General features: G+C 58.2%; 12 protein-coding genes and 1 pseudogene. 3 read left to right on the forward strand and 10 right to left on the reverse strand.

Annotated elements, in window-relative coordinates:
* Nucleotides 1-118: 118 nt before the first annotated feature.
* From nrdD to treR, 4 genes are all read right to left on the reverse strand, one after another.
* Complete coding sequence (gene nrdD, locus SP99_RS02445; RefSeq protein WP_047959760.1) at nt 119-2,257, reverse strand: anaerobic ribonucleoside-triphosphate reductase; 2,139 nt, start codon at nt 2,255-2,257, stop codon at nt 119-121.
* 376 nt (nt 2,258-2,633) lie between these two features.
* Nucleotides 2,634-4,277: an alpha,alpha-phosphotrehalase gene (treC, locus tag SP99_RS02450; protein WP_047957634.1), complete on the reverse strand. Its 1,644-nt coding sequence runs from the start codon at nt 4,275-4,277 to the stop codon at nt 2,634-2,636.
* A 51-nt stretch (nt 4,278-4,328) separates the two neighbouring features.
* On the reverse strand, nt 4,329-5,747 hold the full coding sequence (gene treB, locus SP99_RS02455; RefSeq protein WP_025759096.1) for a PTS trehalose transporter subunit IIBC: 1,419 nt from the start codon (nt 5,745-5,747) through the stop codon (nt 4,329-4,331).
* Nucleotides 5,748-5,874: 127 nt separating this feature from the next.
* Nucleotides 5,875-6,822, reverse strand: a complete 948-nt coding sequence (gene treR, locus SP99_RS02460) for a trehalose operon repressor TreR (protein WP_025759097.1) — start codon at nt 6,820-6,822, stop codon at nt 5,875-5,877.
* A 391-nt stretch (nt 6,823-7,213) separates the two neighbouring features.
* Between treR and mgtA the strand changes: the two genes are divergently transcribed.
* Nucleotides 7,214-9,922, forward strand: a complete 2,709-nt coding sequence (gene mgtA, locus SP99_RS02465) for a magnesium-translocating P-type ATPase (RefSeq protein ID WP_047957635.1) — start codon at nt 7,214-7,216, stop codon at nt 9,920-9,922.
* 199 nt (nt 9,923-10,121) lie between these two features.
* Nucleotides 10,122-12,506: a beta-N-acetylhexosaminidase gene (locus tag SP99_RS02470; RefSeq protein WP_047957636.1), complete on the forward strand. Its 2,385-nt coding sequence runs from the start codon at nt 10,122-10,124 to the stop codon at nt 12,504-12,506.
* Nucleotides 12,507-12,596: 90 nt separating this feature from the next.
* On the opposite strand, the gene gbpA is transcribed toward SP99_RS02470, so the two are convergent.
* The 5 genes from gbpA to SP99_RS23470 form a co-directional block, all read right to left on the reverse strand.
* Nucleotides 12,597-14,051: an N-acetylglucosamine-binding protein GbpA gene (gbpA, locus tag SP99_RS02475; RefSeq protein ID WP_047957637.1), complete on the reverse strand. Its 1,455-nt coding sequence runs from the start codon at nt 14,049-14,051 to the stop codon at nt 12,597-12,599.
* A 131-nt stretch (nt 14,052-14,182) separates the two neighbouring features.
* Complete coding sequence (ridA, locus tag SP99_RS02480) at nt 14,183-14,569, reverse strand: 2-iminobutanoate/2-iminopropanoate deaminase (RefSeq protein ID WP_008501391.1); 387 nt, start codon at nt 14,567-14,569, stop codon at nt 14,183-14,185.
* A gap of 73 nt (nt 14,570-14,642) precedes the next feature.
* A complete protein-coding gene (gene pyrI / locus SP99_RS02485; RefSeq protein WP_025759901.1) occupies nt 14,643-15,104 on the reverse strand; it encodes an aspartate carbamoyltransferase regulatory subunit in 462 nt (153 codons plus the stop codon).
* Nucleotides 15,105-15,116: 12 nt separating this feature from the next.
* Nucleotides 15,117-16,049: an aspartate carbamoyltransferase gene (gene pyrB / locus SP99_RS02490; RefSeq protein WP_025759900.1), complete on the reverse strand. Its 933-nt coding sequence runs from the start codon at nt 16,047-16,049 to the stop codon at nt 15,117-15,119.
* Between the two features lie 34 nt (nt 16,050-16,083).
* Nucleotides 16,084-16,188 (reverse strand): pyrBI operon leader peptide, encoded by a 105-nt coding sequence (locus tag SP99_RS23470; RefSeq protein ID WP_022646880.1) that lies wholly within the window; start codon nt 16,186-16,188, stop codon nt 16,084-16,086.
* On the opposite strand from SP99_RS23470, the pseudogene SP99_RS25270 reads away from it, so the two are divergent.
* A pseudogene (locus SP99_RS25270) lies at nt 16,168-16,285 on the forward strand (hypothetical protein). The gene SP99_RS23470 and the pseudogene SP99_RS25270 overlap by 21 nt on opposite strands.
* Before the next feature lie 3 nt (nt 16,286-16,288).
* Here the strand turns inward: SP99_RS25270 and SP99_RS02495 are convergent.
* Entirely contained in the window at nt 16,289-16,768 is a 480-nt protein-coding gene (locus tag SP99_RS02495; protein WP_025759899.1) for an arginine repressor, read from the reverse strand.
* Between the last annotated feature and the right edge of the window lie 58 nt (nt 16,769-16,826).

Raw genomic sequence — 16,826 nt, forward strand, 5'->3', positions numbered from 1 at the left:
CCGGCCCTCTCCCACAGGGAGAGGGAGAAAACCGGCGTCAGGCTTAGCAATGTGCTCGATCGGTTCCCTCTCCCTTGAGGGAGAGGGGTAGGGTGAGGGGGAGAACCTGGCGAAGAACTCAACCGATCTGCCCATTCCCCAGATGCTTCACGCGGCGCTTCACCTCTTCCTGCTTACCGGCGTTAAACGGACGCGCGTCCGGGCTGCCGAGGTAGCCGCACACGCGGCGGGTCACGGAGACGCGAGCCGCATCGTGATTACCACATTTCGGGCAGGTGAAGCCTTTACTCGTACATTCAAACTCTCCGGTAAAACCGCACTCGTAGCACTCGTCTATCGGCGTGTTGGTCCCGTAATACGGCACGTGCTGGTAGCTGTAATCCCACACGTCTTCCAGCGCCTTCAGGTTGTGCTGAATGTTCGGATACTCGCCGTAGCAAATGAAGCCGCCGCTGGCGATAGGCGGATACGCCGCTTCGAAGTCGATCTTGTCGTACGGGTTCACCTTTTTCTCCACGTCGAGGTGGAAGCTGTTGGTGTAGTACCCTTTGTCGGTCACGCCTTCGACAATGCCAAACTCGGCGGTGTCCAGACGGCAGAAGCGGTCGCACAGGTTTTCGCTTGGCGTGCTGTAGAGGCTGAAGCCGTAGCCGGTCTCCTCTTTCCACTGGTCCACCGCGTCGCGCAGACGCTGGACGATAGCGATGCCTTTCTCACGCAGCACGGCGCTGTCGTACATATGCGTATCGCCAAACAGCGCGTTGATGGTCTCGTGGATACCGATATAGCCCAGCGAAATTGACGCGCGACCGTTTTTGAAGATCTCAGACACGTCATCGTCCGCTTTCAGACGCACGCCGCAGGCCCCTTCCATATAGAGAATAGGGGCGACACGGGCTTTGACCCCTTCGAGACGCGCAATGCGGGTCATCAGCGCTTTACGCGCCAGCTGCAGACGTTCGTCCAGCAGCGTCCAGAAGGCGTCTTCGTTACCTTTCGCTTCCAGCGCGATGCGCGGCAGGTTCAGACTGATAACGCCCAGGTTGTTGCGCCCGTCGTGGATCTGCTCACCGTTTTCGTCTTCGTACACGCCGAGGAAGCTGCGGCAGCCCATCGGCGTTTTAAATGAACCGGTGACCTTCACCACCTGGTCGTAGTTCAGAATGTCCGGGTACATACGCTTGCTCGCGCACTCCAGCGCCAGCTGTTTGATGTCGTAGTTCGGATCGCCAGATTTGTGGTTCAGGCCGTCGCGGATGGCGAACACCAGTTTCGGGAACACGGCGGTTTTGCGGTTTTTGCCGAGCCCGGAGATACGGTTGCGCAGAATGGACTGCTGGATAAGACGCGATTCCCAGCTGGTGCCCAGACCAAAACCGAAGGTCACAAACGGCGTCTGGCCGTTGGCGGTATGCAGGGTATTCACCTCATACTCGAGAGACTGGAACGCGTCATAGCACTCTTTCTCGGTACGGGAATGCGCGTAGCCGTCGGCGTCCGGGATTTGCCACTCTTCGGCCGTTTTACGGTGTTTGTTGAAGCTTGCCGTCACGAACGGGGCCAGCACTTCGTCGATACGGTTAATGGTGGTCCCACCGTAAATATGGCTCGCGACCTGCGCGATGATCTGGGCGGTAACAGCCGTCGCCGTCGAAATCGACTTCGGCGGCTCAATCTCGGCATTACCCATTTTAAAGCCGTGGGTCAGCATGCCTTTCAGGTCGATCAGCATGCAGTTGAACATCGGGAAGAAGGGCGAGTAGTCGAGATCGTGGTAGTGGATCTCACCGCGCTCGTGCGCCGACACTACGTCGCGCGGCAGCAGATGCTGACGGGCATAGTGTTTCGCCACGATACCGGCCAGCAGATCGCGCTGGGTAGGGATAACCTTGCTGTCTTTGTTGGCGTTTTCATTGAGCAGGGCGGAGTTGGTCTGCTCCACCAGGCCACGGATCTCCTGGTTCAGGCGGCCGCGCTTCTCACGCTGTACGTCACGATCGTGGCGGTACTCAATGTAAGCACGCGCCAGCTGCTTGTAGGGCCCCGCCATCAGCTGGTTCTCAACCGCGGTCTGGATCTCGTTAATATCGACCTGGCTGCGTTCATTCATCTGGCGGCTAACGACGTCTGCGACGGTGGCGCAGTAATCTGCGTCATCGACTCCCGCTGCTTTAGCTGCACGCAGAATGGCTTCCTGAATGCGCTCTGATTTAAACGGCACTTTACAGCCATCACGTTTCATCACATGCGGTGTCATGATCACTCCATTTTTTAAAAACAGGTTATCCACAGAGGCGGAGAAGTATTCACCGGACAGATCCTGAGACCAGCCAGTCACTTCCCTCGTTTCTGACCCTTGTTATCCACAATTCCGGAGAGCGGAGTCGCCGTCTTGTTGTTGGAATAGTAGACGATTAATACAAGATGTTGGGTCGGCGTGCATTTTAAGTGCTACATATAGTGATTTGCATCAAACATGTTTGCGATTTATTTGATTCAGAACAAAGTAAAAAGACGAGAGTACAAACGGCGGGCGCTGTAGCGATTGTAAATGCGGAAAGGAAAAATCTGATTAATTATTCAACAAAAACAGTAAAGTACACCGGGCGCAACGGATGCGCCCGGTGAAGGTATTACGCCTGTAGCCACCAGACGGCCTCAAACGGACGCAGCGTCGTTTTCTGCGGCGACGGGTAGTTGCTTATCACCGTTTGCCACGCCCCGCTCAGGAGGTCAGTCGTCCATTCATGAGGTGTATCGCTCAGGTTCGCCACTACCATCAGCGTCTGCCCCTGCCACTGGCGGCGATAGCACCACAGGGATGGGTGCTCCGGCAGCAGATCCTCATAATCCCCCCACGTCAGCACCGGCAGGGTTTTGCGCAGGCTGATGAGAGACTGGTAGGTGTAAAACACCGAGTCCGGGTCATCCAGCGCCGCGCGGACGTTGACGGTTTCGTAGTTATCGCAGACGCCAATCCACGGCTCGCCCTCGCTGAACCCCGCGTTGTGCGAGGCATCCCACTGCATCGGCGTGCGGCCGTTGTCGCGGGACTTACTCGCCAGGATCGCCAGTAATTCGTCCGGATCGCGACCGTTGGCCCGCAGTTCGGCGAACATGTTCAGACTTTCCACGTCGCGATAATCGGTGATGCGGCTGAAGTGCGGGTTGGTCATACCGAGCTCTTCACCCTGGTAGATATACGGGGTGCCCTGCATGCCGTGCAGCACCATGCCGAGCATCTTCGCGGCGTGAACGCGGTATTCTCCTTCGTCACCGAAGCGCGACACAATGCGCGGCTGGTCGTGGTTACACCAGAACAGCGCGTTCCAGGCTTTGTTGTGCATCCCCTGCTGCCAGTGACGGAAGAGGGTTTTCAGCGCGACGAAGTCCGGCTTCGCCTTCGTCCATTTTTCGCCGCCGGGATAATCGACCTTGAGGTGGTGGAAGTTAAAGGTCATCGACAGTTCGCGGCCATCGAGAGAAGCATACTGCTGGCAGTTCTCCAGCGAGGTCGAGGACATCTCGCCCACCGTCATCAAATTACGTGGGGTGAAGACGTCGCGGCTCATCTCCTGCAGATACTCGTGGATGCGCGGCCCGTCTGTATAGAAACGGCGGCCGTCACCGGTTTCGTCATTCGGGAAATCCTGATCTTTCGAAATCAGGTTAATGACGTCGAGACGCAGGCCATCCACGCCCCTGTCGGCCCAGAACTCGCACACTTTTTTCAGCTCGGCGCGCACGTCCGGGTTCTCCCAGTTGAGATCTGCCTGCTCAGGGGCGAACAGGTGCAGGTAATACTGCTCGCTCTCGGCGTGCCAGCGCCAGGCGTTGCCGCCGAACTTGGAGCGCCAGTTGTTAGGAAGCTGCTCCGGCGTGCCGTCGCGCCAGATGTAAAACTGGCGGTACGGACTGGCTTTGTTCAGCGATTCCCGGAACCAGGCGTGCTGCGTGGAGGTGTGGTTAAACACCATATCCAGCACGATGCGAATGCCGCGCGCGTGCGCACCGGCAACCAGCGCGTCAAAATCATCCAGCGTGCCGTAGGCCGGGTCGATGGCGGTGTAGTTCGCCACGTCGTAGCCGTTATCCACCTGCGGGGAGATATAGAACGGCGTCAGCCAGATGGCATCGATGCCGAGGGTTTTGAGGTAGTCCAGCCGCTGCGTCACGCCGCGTAAATCACCGGTGCCGCTGCCGGTGGTGTCCTGAAAACTCTTTGGGTAAATCTGATAGATGACGCCGTTCTGCCACCAGTGAGGAAGGGTATTCATAATGCGTTCCTGCAAATGCGAAGGGGCGCAACTGCGCCCCGAAAGATAATGTTAAACAATCTGCAGCGCGCCCTGACGGAACTTACGCTGATAAACCACGGTGGTGAGCGCCATGGGGACGATGATCGCAATGGCCATCGCGAGGGCAAACACCTGCCAGTAAGCGGGCTGGATAGAGAGGATGCCCGGCAGACCCCCGACGCCGATCCCGTTCGCCATCACGCCGTTCAGACCACACACCAGGCCTGCCAGACCGGAACCGATCATCGCGCAGAGCATCGGGAAGCGGTATTTCAGGTTGATGCCGTACATGGCCGGTTCAGTGACGCCGAGGTAAGCGGAGATGGCGGCCGGAACGGAGATCTCACGCTCGTTATGCTTACGGCTGACAAGGATAATGCCCGTGACCGCCGATGCCTGTGCGATGTTAGACAGGGCGATAATCGGCCAGACCGGTGTTCCGCCAAGGCTCTGGATCATCTGCATATCAATGGCCAGCGTGGTCTGATGTACGCCGGTGATCACCAGCGGGGCGTACAGGAAGCCAAACAGCGCGGCCCCAATCGGCGCAAAGCTGCCAGTCATCAGATGACGGACCGCGAAGGCCACGCCGTCGCCAATCATGCGACCAAACGGACCGATAAAGGCGTGCGCCAGGAACACGGCCAGAATCAGCGAGCAGACCGGCACCACCACCAGATAGAGATAATCCGGCACGATGCGCTTCAGACGCGTTTCAATAAAGCCCAGCGCCAGACCAGCCAGCAGAGCCGGAATGACCTGAGCCTGATAGCCCACTTTGGCGATGGTAAACAGGCCAAAGTTCCACACCTCCGGGACCTGCTGACCAAGTAAGTAAGCGTTCATTAACTGCGGAGAGACCAGCGTGACGCCCAGCACGATACCCAGAATCGGGGTACCGCCCATCTTGCGCACCGCGGACCAGCAAATCCCCACCGGCAGATAGAAGAAGATCGCTTCGCCAATCAGCCACAGGAAGTCGTATACGGTTTTCAGCGCCGGATAGATCTGCGCCAGGGTTTTGCCGTCGCTCATCGGCACATCACCGATGACGTTGCGGAAGCCTAAAATCAAGCCTCCGCTGATCAGCGCCGGCAGCAGCGGGAAGAAGATCTCCGCGAAGTGGGAGATCAGCTGCTCGTGCCATTTCATATTCTGACGTGCGGCTTTCTTGGCCTGCTCTTTATCGGCGGAGGAGTGCCCCGTCGTCGCCAGCAGAGCCTGATAGTAATCGCCCACTTCGGTACCAATCACCACCTGGAACTGTCCGGCGTTGGTAAAGCAGCCTTTCACCATCGAGAGCTCTTCAATGGCTTTCGGGTTGGCTTTAGCCGGATCGTTCAGCACGAAGCGCAGGCGGGTAATGCAATGGCTGACGGTGGCGATGTTTTCGCGGCCGCCGACCAGGACGATCAACTGATCAATATCTGCTTGTTTGACTTTACTCATCATGAAACCTCATGACAGATGGGAGGGGTGTAATGACCTGAGCGCAAGCCTACTCCTTCAGCGTGACGGCGAAAATGGGAACGTTCCCGAAATCGGGCGAAGATCACAATAAACCGATTTATGTGGGTTATGAAAGGTGGGCGGGAATAACAATCTGACGCGGCTCAGCGCGTCCGTTGATCTGCTCGATCAGCTGTGCGGCAGCCTGCCTGCCGGACTCGGCGTAGCCCGGATCGACGGTGATAATTTCCGGGTGTAAAAACTTCATCAGCGGTGTGCTGCCCACGCTCGCTACCTGCAGGTTATCGATGCGTTGTTCCTGTAAATACTTGCTCGCACCCAGCGCCAGGGTATCCGTGGCGCATACCAGCGCGGTGGTTTGCGGCGTCAGGACGCTGGCGACCTGCTCGTAGCCCTGCTTCATGCCGAGCCCCGGCAGGGAGGCCACGGCGGAGAGATTGTGTTTTTTGCAAAAGGCCAGGTAGGCTTCATGACGACGCTTGCCGGTGGTGACGTCCGCATGGGGAACGCCGAGGTAGCTGATGTGGCGATGGCCTTTGTCATACAGGCGCTGCATCAGGGTAATAATCGCCCCTTCGTCGTCATAGCAGACGGACGCAAAGCCGTGGGCATCGCGCGCCAGCAGCACCAGCGACGGCTGCCAGGGTTTCAGCATCTCCTCTTTGATGCCGGTAAAGCCAAACAGCACCACGCCGTCAATGTTGCGCCGCTGAAGCATACCCAGGTGCTCTTCAACCAGCTGCACAGAGAACTGGCTCTCCATCATGATCGGGTCATAGCCCTGCTCATAGAAGGCGGGCAGCATGGTCTGCACAGCGAGGTTTTCAGAGAGCGAATCCAGACGCGAGACAATGATCGCCACCACTTTGTCACTCTGTCCGCGCATGGCGCGCGCGGAGCGGGAAGGGGAAAAGCCGTGCTGGTTCATGACCGCCTCAACGCGTTCGCGGGTGCGTTCGCTGACCCCACTTTCGTTGTTCAGCACGCGCGACACGGTGGATTTTCCCACGCCGCTTAAACGCGCGATGTCTTTAATCGTAAGGCGGTTCTGCATGCTGTATTCCCTGTAACAACGATAACGGTGTCAAATGAGCCTAATGCTATAGCGCCAATTCGCTATGGGCAAAGTCTGGTTTACGTTCGGTTTATTTGAGGGGGGGTATAATACCGCCCGAAGCGTCGCTTAGGGTACGGTTAAATCCTTATACTGCGCGGCGTACCCCTTATTTTTACTTACCGGAGGCTTTATGGATCCCGATCCCACACCTCTCCTGAACGGGAGAAGACGTTCTTTCCGGTAAGCCAGCCTGATGCTGACTCACCGGTGATGTGAGGCAGCAGCGTCATACACGTTCCTGCTTGAAAAATTGAGTGCCGCTCAGGTACGGCTTTGCCACGCCTGAAGGAAAAGCTGCGTCCGCGCTTGCGGATGCGGAGGAATGACTATGTTTAAAAATATCACCCGGCAGCTGCAGGCCCTGCTGAGCCGCCACCTGCCACACCGTCTTGTTCAGCGCGACCCGCTGCCCACGGCCAAAAACATGGCGGGCGCCGCGATCCCCGCGTCCCTGACCGAACGCTGCCTGAACGTGGCGGCGATGGATGAAAACGAAGTCTGGCGCGCGTTTGGTGGGCATCCGGAAGGGCTGAACGCGGCAGAAGTGGAAAAAATCCGCGCCGTGCACGGTGATAATCAGATCCCGGCGCAAAAGCCGTCTCCGTGGTGGGTGCATCTGTGGCTCTGCTACCGCAACCCGTTTAATTTACTGCTGACGGTACTTGGCGCGATCTCTTACGCCACTGAAGATCTGTTTGCCGCAGGCGTGATCGCCCTGATGGTGGGGATCTCCACGCTGCTGAACTTTATTCAGGAAGCCCGCTCCACCAAAGCGGCGGATGCCCTGAAAGCGATGGTCAGCAACACCGCAACCGTCTCGCGCGTGATCAACGATCTCGGTGAAAACGCCTGGGTTGAACTGCCCATTGACCAGCTGGTGCCGGGCGATCTGGTGAAGCTGGCCGCGGGGGATATGATCCCGGCGGATTTACGCATCATTCAGGCACGGGATCTGTTCGTGGCGCAGGCCTCCCTGACCGGGGAGTCCCTGCCCGTTGAAAAGGTGGCGCGCAGCCGCGACCCGCTGCAGATGAACCCGCTTGAGTGCGACACCCTGTGCTTTATGGGCACCACGGTGGTCAGCGGTACGGCGCAGGCGATCGTCACCGCCACCGGAGGCAACACCTGGTTTGGTCAGCTTGCCGGGCGCGTCAGCGAGCAGGAAAGCGAACCGAATGCTTTCCAGAAAGGGATTGGCCGCGTCAGCATGCTGCTGATCCGCTTTATGATGGTGATGACGCCGATCGTGCTGCTGATCAACGGCTACACCAAAGGCGACTGGTGGGAAGCGGCGCTGTTTGCGCTCTCTGTGGCCGTCGGCTTAACCCCGGAAATGCTGCCGATGATCGTCACCTCCACGCTGGCGCGCGGGGCGGTGAAGCTCTCTAAACAGAAAGTGATCGTCAAACACCTCGACGCCATTCAGAACTTTGGCGCGATGGACATTCTCTGCACCGATAAAACCGGCACCCTGACGCAGGACAAAATCGTGCTGGAGAACCACACCGATATTTCCGGCAAAACCAGCGAGCGCGTGCTGCACAGCGCCTGGCTGAATAGCCACTACCAGACCGGGCTGAAAAACCTGCTCGACGTGGCGGTGCTGGAAGGGGTGGACGAGGAGGCTGCCCGCACGCTCTCCGGGCGCTGGCAGAAGGTGGATGAGATCCCGTTCGATTTCGAGCGCCGCCGGATGTCGGTGGTGGTGAGCGAGCAGGCAGATGTCCATCAGCTGATCTGCAAAGGGGCGCTGCAGGAGATCCTGAACGTGTCGACGCAGGTGCGCTATAACGGCGACATCGTGCCGCTGGATGACACCATGCTGCGCCGCATCAGGCGCGTCACCGATAACCTGAACCGACAGGGGCTGCGGGTGGTGGCGGTGGCGAGCAAATTCCTGCCCGCGCGCGAGGGGGACTATCAGCGAATCGACGAATCCGATCTGATCCTCGAGGGTTACATCGCCTTCCTCGATCCGCCGAAAGAGACCACCGCCCCGGCGCTGAAAGCGCTGAAGGCGAGCGGTATCACCGTGAAAATCCTCACCGGCGACAGCGAGCTGGTGGCGGCCAAAGTGTGCCATGAAGTGGGGCTGGACGCGGGTGACGTGGTGGTGGGGAGCGACATTGAACCGCTCTCCGATGACGAGCTGGCTCAGCTTGCCCGGCGCACCACGCTGTTTGCCCGTCTGACACCGATGCACAAAGAGCGCATTGTTACCCTGCTGCGCCGCGAAGGGCACGTGGTGGGCTTTATGGGTGACGGCATCAACGACGCGCCCGCGCTGCGTGCGGCGGATATTGGTATCTCCGTTGACGGGGCGGTGGATATCGCCCGCGAAGCGGCGGATATCATCCTGCTGGAAAAGAGCCTGATGGTGCTGGAAGAGGGCGTAATTGAAGGCCGTCGCACCTTCGCCAACATGCTCAAGTACATCAAGATGACCGCCAGCTCCAACTTCGGTAACGTATTCAGCGTGCTGGTGGCGAGCGCCTTTCTGCCGTTCCTGCCGATGCTGCCGCTGCATCTGCTGATCCAGAACCTGATGTACGATGTCTCTCAGGTGGCGATCCCGTTTGATAACGTCGACGACGAGCAGATCCAGAAACCGCAGCGCTGGAACCCGGCGGATCTGGGTCGCTTTATGCTGTTCTTTGGCCCCATCAGCTCCGTCTTTGACATCCTGACCTTCTGCCTGATGTGGTTTGTGTTCCACGCCAACACCCCGGAACATCAGACCCTGTTCCAGTCCGGCTGGTTCGTGGTGGGACTGCTGTCGCAGACGCTGATTGTGCATATGCTCCGCACCCGCCGCATTCCGTTCCTCCAGAGCCATGCCGCGTGGCCGCTGATTGTGATGACGGGGATTGTGATGGCGCTGGGTATCGCACTGCCGTTCTCACCGCTGGCAGGTTACCTGCAGCTGCAGGCGTTGCCGCTGAGTTATTTCCCGTGGCTGGTGGCGATCCTCGCCGGTTATATGGTGCTGACGCAGATGGTGAAAGGGTTCTATGCGCGTCGGTATGGGTGGCAGTAACGGCAAGCCCGGTGGCGCTGCGCTTACCGGGCCTACGATCAGAACGTAGGCCGGGTAAGGCGAAGCCGCCACCCGGCACTAGCTTTCCTCCCAAATTCAACAACCTGTGATCTCCGTCGGCGCATTCGCTTGACGACAAAATGAGCGCATGTTAACAGAATGTTTTGCCTTTATTTGGCCCGTCAGATAAGGAACATTCATGTTACGGTACAGTCTCTTAACCGCCGGGCTGCTGCTCGGCGCGTCGGCGTTTGCCGCCCCGGCAGGGGATCTCCCGTTGATGCCCTGGCCTGCGAAGGTCGAACGCCCAACCACCCAGGGCGCACTGGTGCTGAGTAACAACGTTTCCGTAAGCGTCAGCGGGGACGATCTCGGTGATGCGGTGAACCGTCTGCGTCAGCGTATCGCCCTGCAAACCGGCTGGACGCTGCAGCCGCAGGCTGATAAGCCGGAAAAACCGACCATCCGCATTGCTATTGCCAAAAAAGTGAAGCCGCAGCCGCTGCCGGACAGCGACGAAAGCTATAAGCTCACGGTGGATGCCAACGGGGTGGATATCTCCGCCAACACTCGCTTCGGCGCGCTACGCGCCATGGAAACCCTGCTCCAGCTGATACAAAACGGCGCGGAAAACACCTCCCTGCCGTGGGTGTCGATTGAGGATTCCCCGCGCTTCCCGTGGCGCGGGCTGCTGCTGGACTCGGCGCGCCACTTTATCCCGCTGCCGGATATCAAGCGCCAGATTGACGGCATGGCCGCGGCCAAGCTAAACGTGCTGCACTGGCATCTCACCGACGATCAGGGCTGGCGCTTCAGCTCGACGCGCTATCCCAAACTGACCCGGCTTGCCAGCGATGGCCTGTACTACACCCCGGAACAGATGCGCGAGGTCGTGCGTTACGCTACCGAGCGCGGCATCCGCGTGGTGCCGGAAATCGACATGCCGGGCCACGCCTCGGCCATCGCCGTGGCCTACCCGGAGCTGATGAGCGCGCCGGGGGCGTATCAGATGGAGCGCCACTGGGGCGTGCTCAAACCGGTGCTGGACCCGACCAAAGAGGCAACTTACACCTTTGCTGAGGCGATGGTCAGCGAACTGGCGGCGATCTTCCCCGATCCGTATCTGCATATCGGCGGTGACGAGGTGGACGACAGCCAGTGGAAAGCGAACCCGGCCATTCAGCAGTTTATGCGCGATAAGAAGCTTGCTGACAGCCACGCGTTGCAGGCTTACTTCAACCGCAGGCTGGAAACGATCCTTGAAAAGCATCACCGGCAGATGGTCGGCTGGGACGAGATCTACCATCCCGATCTGCCGAAAAGCATTCTGATCCAGTCCTGGCAGGGGCAGGACGCGCTGGGGCAGGTGGCGCAGAACGGCTATAAAGGGATCCTCTCCACGGGCTTCTATCTCGATCAGCCGCAGTCCACCGCCTACCACTACCGCAACGAGATCGTCCCGCAGGGCTTAAACGGCGTGGATGTCATCGCAGACACCGACAGCGTCCAGAGCTGGGCCTTCTCTATGCCGCGCCTGAAGGGGAAGCCGGTGGAGGGAAGTTTCACGCTGGTGAAAGGGGAATCAGGCTGGCGCGGGTTTATTGATTTTGCCGGCAAATCCCGCCGCGCGGTACAGGACATTGCCTGGCGCGATGACAACCAGGTGACCTTTACCGTCGACACCTGGATGGGGGAAACCCGTCCGGTGGTATCGGTGGATAACGATAAGCTCACCGGCTACTTCCTGGTGGGGAACGTCCGTTATCCGATTAGCGGCACGCGTCTGGACGAGGTCCCTGAAGGGACGCCGCCGGTGGTGCCGGACGCCGCGCATCAGGTTAACCTGCTCGGCGGTGAAGCCGCGCTGTGGGCAGAAAACGTGGTGGCGCCGGTGCTCGATATCCGCCTGTGGCCGCGTACGTTTGCGGTCGCGGAGCGCCTGTGGTCCGCGCAGGACGTCAACGACGTCGACAACATGTACACCCGCCTGCAGGCGATGGACAGTTGGTCGACGGTGTCGGTCGGGCTACAACAGCACACCCAGCAGCAGGTGCAATTCACACGCCTCGCCGGTAATGCCGACACCCTGCCGCTGCAAATCCTCGCCCAGGCCGTTGAGCCGGCGCAGTACTACACCCGTCAGCACCTGAAGTTCCAGGCCGGAAACTACCATCAGTTTGAACCCCTCAACCGCTTCGCGGATGCGCTGAACGCCGAAAGCGCTACCGTGCGGCAGATGAACAAATGGGCCGATCGTCTGGTGAGCGACGCGGAAGATGCGGAAAGCGCCGAGGCGCTGCGCCACGTGTTCAACCGCTGGCAGAGCAACACCAGCGACGCGCTGGCGTTAAGCGAAAACAGCTATCAGCTGAAGGCGATCAAACCGGTGATTCAGGAGGTCGACAAGCTTGCGTCGATTGGCCTGCGGCTCACCGATCTGGTGGCGCGGCAGGGCACGCTGGACGATAAAGAAATAGCCTCGATTCAGGGTGAGCTGGATAACGCGGCGAAGGTGCAGGACGAGGTGGTGATTGCGGCGGTCTATCCGCTGGAGACGCTGCTCAGAGCGACGCGGAATCAATAGACCCCCTCACCCTAACCCTCTCCCAAAGGGAGAGGGAATTTATACACCCTCTCCCTTTGGGAGAGGGCCGGGGTGAGGGAATCAGACGACTCAGTGCTTCAGAACCCACGCCTCTTTCCAGTGTGAACCTGTGCCCGGCTCAAACTGGGTCGCATACTTGCTCCACTGCACGCAGTAGCCGCTGTACGGGAATGGCTTACACTGGTAGGTCTTACCGTCTTTCGGCTGCAGCACCACGGTACCCGCTTTATACGACGCGATATTGTCCGGGAAGATGTAGTCATGCTGACCGGGGCTGTTGTCCGCCGCCGCGTCATCTTCCAGCATCAGGTTCAGTACATCCTGCGCAAACAGCGTGCCGTCCTGATTGGTGGCGTAGTACTTCAGCATGTGATGGCCCGCTTCAACGTCGGTCAGCGTCAGGGTGACGTCCTGATTCGCGTTGTTCATCGCCTGCTTGAGATAGCCTTTTTCCGCGCCGTGATGGTTCATGACGTGGGCTTCGAAATCGACGTTACCGTGGGTGTTCACGTGGAAGGTGATGGTCGCATTGCCGTTCTCGATTTTGCTGTAGTGCAAATTGCTGACGGCGATAGTTTCGTTGACCTCCGCCTTCTGCTCTTCGTACGAAATCGCAACGGACTGCAGGGCGCTGCCCTCTTTGACGAATACGCTGTTCGCGCCATGAACCGGGCTAATCTCGCCGCCCTCATCTTTCACGCCAACGCGAATGTCCTGGTGCGCGGTGTTAATTTTCTGCGCCAGATCGTAAGACCACTGGTTAGCATCCCCCTGCGCGGCCGTGGCGATCGTTATTTCCGTGCGCAGGGACGTCACTTCACCGTGCGCATCGAAGAAGCGGGCAATGACCTTATCGCCGACGTTCAGGTTATTTCCCGCAATCTGGCCGCTGAGGACTTTGCTCCACTCTGATTCGATGCCGGCACCGTCATCCGGGGTAACATTGCCGCCGTTACCGAAATCAACGTCAATGGCCTGGTAGAAACTGTTCGAGGTATCCGCTATTTCCCAGACGCCATAAATCACCTGATAACCCGTGCGTGCCGGCACATTGCAGGTCATGGCTTTACGCATCGCGGGGGCCTGGCCATTGCCATTCACGGTACAGAACGGGGTTAATTCAAACTGATCGCGGGTCAGGGGTTTATTCGGATCCCAGTTTTGTCTGGTGATGTAGTAACGCCAGTTGGTGGTTTTGTGCGGCGCGGTGTGATACCAGACAAATTCATGCGGGCCGGCGGTCATGGGGCTTTTCGTCCATGCGTTCAGGCTCTGTTTATCCAGCTGGGAGTAATTCGCAATTCCCGCGCTGGCAAGCTGGCCGTCAGGCGGCATCGCCCCGGTCGGGAAGCCGGAGGTTTTCTCCACGCTCTGCGGTTCATACTGAACGGAACCGCAATCAATATTTTGCCCAAGCTTACACATATAAGCGCGGCTGGCAGGAGATTCAATATAACCGTGGGCCAGTGCGGAGGAGGCAACGGTCAGGGTCGCCACCGCCAGTGCAATTTTTGATAATTTCATTGTTAGTCCATTAATAATTAATCTGCAGTGCGATGTTATTAATGGCGAGCGGGGAACGTCATGCGGTGGAGAGAGGAAAAATAGCCAAAAAAAATGGACGGCCAACGCCGCCCATGATCTGTTGAAACCGCTTAGCGACGTACCGCAATCGCTTCGATTTCAATCTTCACGTCTTTTGGCAGACGGGCCACTTCCACGCAGGAGCGCGCCGGGAAGGTGGCGTTGTGCTCGGTGAAGAAGGCTTCGTAAGTGGCGTTAACGGTCGCGAAATCGTTCAGATCTTTCACGAAAACGGTGGTTTTCACGATATCGCCTACTTTCAGGCCTGCGGATTCCACGATAGCCTGCACGTTTTCCAGCGACTGACGCGCCTGTGCCGCTACGTCTTCCGGCACCGCGCCGGTTTTCGGGTTCACCGGGATCTGACCTGAAGTGATGATCATGCTGCCCAGATCAACGCCCTGAACGTAGGGGCCGATAGCCGCGGGTGCATTTTCCGTCGCGAGTACTTTGCTCATGTTTTCTCCAGAATGACAGCGTTAAGAATGTTCCCGGCCATTATAACAGCCGGGATTTCATTACCAACCTCAATTAGTTGGCCAGCACCACATAATGAGAAAACTCTTTTTCGCAGTATTTGCATTTGAGCGCGATGTCATCGGCGCGTTTTTTCACTGCAAAGCTGGAGGATACCGGCTCAGCGTGGCTGATGCAGTTGCTGTTCGGGCAAACCAGCACGCTCTCAATGCGTTCCGGCAGGCTCGGACGGGATTTGCCGACCACTTCATACTCGTCGATGCGGTTGACGGTGGCCTCCGGCGCGTACAGCGACAGCTGGTTGACCTGCTCGTCGGTCAGGAAGGTGTTCTCAATCTTGATCAGATCTTTGCGTCCCATCTCGCCTGACGGCAGGTTCAGGCCGATGGTGATGCGCTGGTCGGTTTCGGTCAGTTTGAACAGCGTCAGCAGCTTAAAGCCCACCTGCGCAGGGATGTGGTCAATCACGGTGCCACGCTTGATGGCTTCAACCTGGAGTTTGTTATCGTGTGTCATGGTCGTCTCCCCTTACAGAGCTAATTCGCGATTCAGAACCAGTGCCAGTAACGCCTGGCGGGCGAAGATGCCGTTCCCGGCCTGCTGGAAGTACCAGGCGTGCGGCGTTTTATCCACATCTGTGGTGATCTCATCGATGCGCGGCAGCGGGTGCAGGACCTTCATGTTGTCGCGCGCCCCCTCAAGGTCGCTGGCGCGCAGCACAAACTGCGCCTTCACGTTGGCATATTCGGACGGGTCCAGACGCTCTTTCTGCACGCGGGTCATGTACAGAATATCCACGTGGCTCATCACCTCTTCGATGCTCGCATGCAGGCTCCACTGAATGCCTTTTTCGTCCAGCATGTCGAGGATGTACTGCGGCATGGCCAGCGCGTCCGGGGCGATGAAGAAGAAGCGGTTACCGTTAAATTTCGCCAGCGCCTGGGTCAGGGAGTGGACAGTACGGCCATATTTCAGGTCGCCGACCATGGCGATGTTCAGGTTCTCAAGCGTGCCCTGAGTTTCCTGAATGGTGAACAGATCCAGCAGGGTCTGCGTCGGGTGCTGGTTGGCACCGTCACCGGCGTTCAGTACCGGAATGCCGCCGGAAAACTCGGTTGCCAGGCGCGCCGCGCCCTCCTGCGGGTGACGCATCACGATCGCGTCCACATAGGTGCTGATCACTGAAATGGTATCCGCCAGAGTTTCGCCTTTCTTACCCAGCGACGTGTTGCTGCTGTCCGAGAAGCCCACCACGCTCGCGCCCAGGCGGTGCATCGAGGTTTCAAAGGAGAGGCGGGTGCGGGTGGAGGCTTCAAAGAAGCAGCTTGCAATCACCTTGTGCTTCAGCAGCTCCGGTTGCGGATTAGCCTTCAGTTTTGCCGCGGTTTCCAGAACCAGTTCCAGCTCTTCGCGGCTGAGGTCGTTTATGGAAATGATGTGTTTTTGATAAAGCGGATTCATGTTTATCTCCTGACGCCGGGCAAAAAAAAGCCCCTCAAATGAGGGGCTCTGGGAATAGATTGAGCAACGGGAAGAAAAACGGCAGGCCAGCGTCTGATTTCAGACGCGGTAAGACGTTGTGTCGTACACGCTTGACCATGCTTCCTCCCGGCAAATTGTGGGGCATTATACGCAGCTCGCTTTGCGGATCAAGCGATTTAATGCACGCTTTACTCAATGCAAACGGTTCTTTGTGAATATTAATTCGTTCTGAGTAAATAATTAATTTGCTTATGCACCAGCGCGGTGCGCTTCACCACCCGGGGGGCGACCCAGACGATACTGCTGCCGGCCACCACGCCTAAAATTTCCGGAAGCTGGTGATAATCCAGAATGCGCGCCACCGCGCGGCCATATCCGGCAACGGTGTGCACGAGGATAAATTCGCTATTATGCTCGACGCTCACCACCATTTCTGAAACGGTGCGTGCGGCGTCGGGGGCAGGGCGCAGTTGAGGATTCAACGAATAAATCTTTAGCCCTTTAGCATTTCGAATTTTTATGACTCCGAGCAACTTCAGCAGACGCGAAACGGTCGACTGGCTGATGCTGTCAAACCCTCTCTCCTGCAGGTCGCGGCGGATCTCTTCCTGGGAGATATAGCTCTTTTCTGCAATCAGGCGCTGACAGACCGTCAACTGTAGTTGTTCTTTTGGAGAGTAATCACCATATTCCGTCATAACTATTTCCCATGTAAGTGGCTGAAACAAAACGCCCGGTGGCGCTACGCTTACCGGG

This window comes from Enterobacter sp. BIDMC92 (genome assembly GCF_001030225.1).
GTDB lineage: Bacteria > Pseudomonadota > Gammaproteobacteria > Enterobacterales > Enterobacteriaceae > Enterobacter > Enterobacter sichuanensis.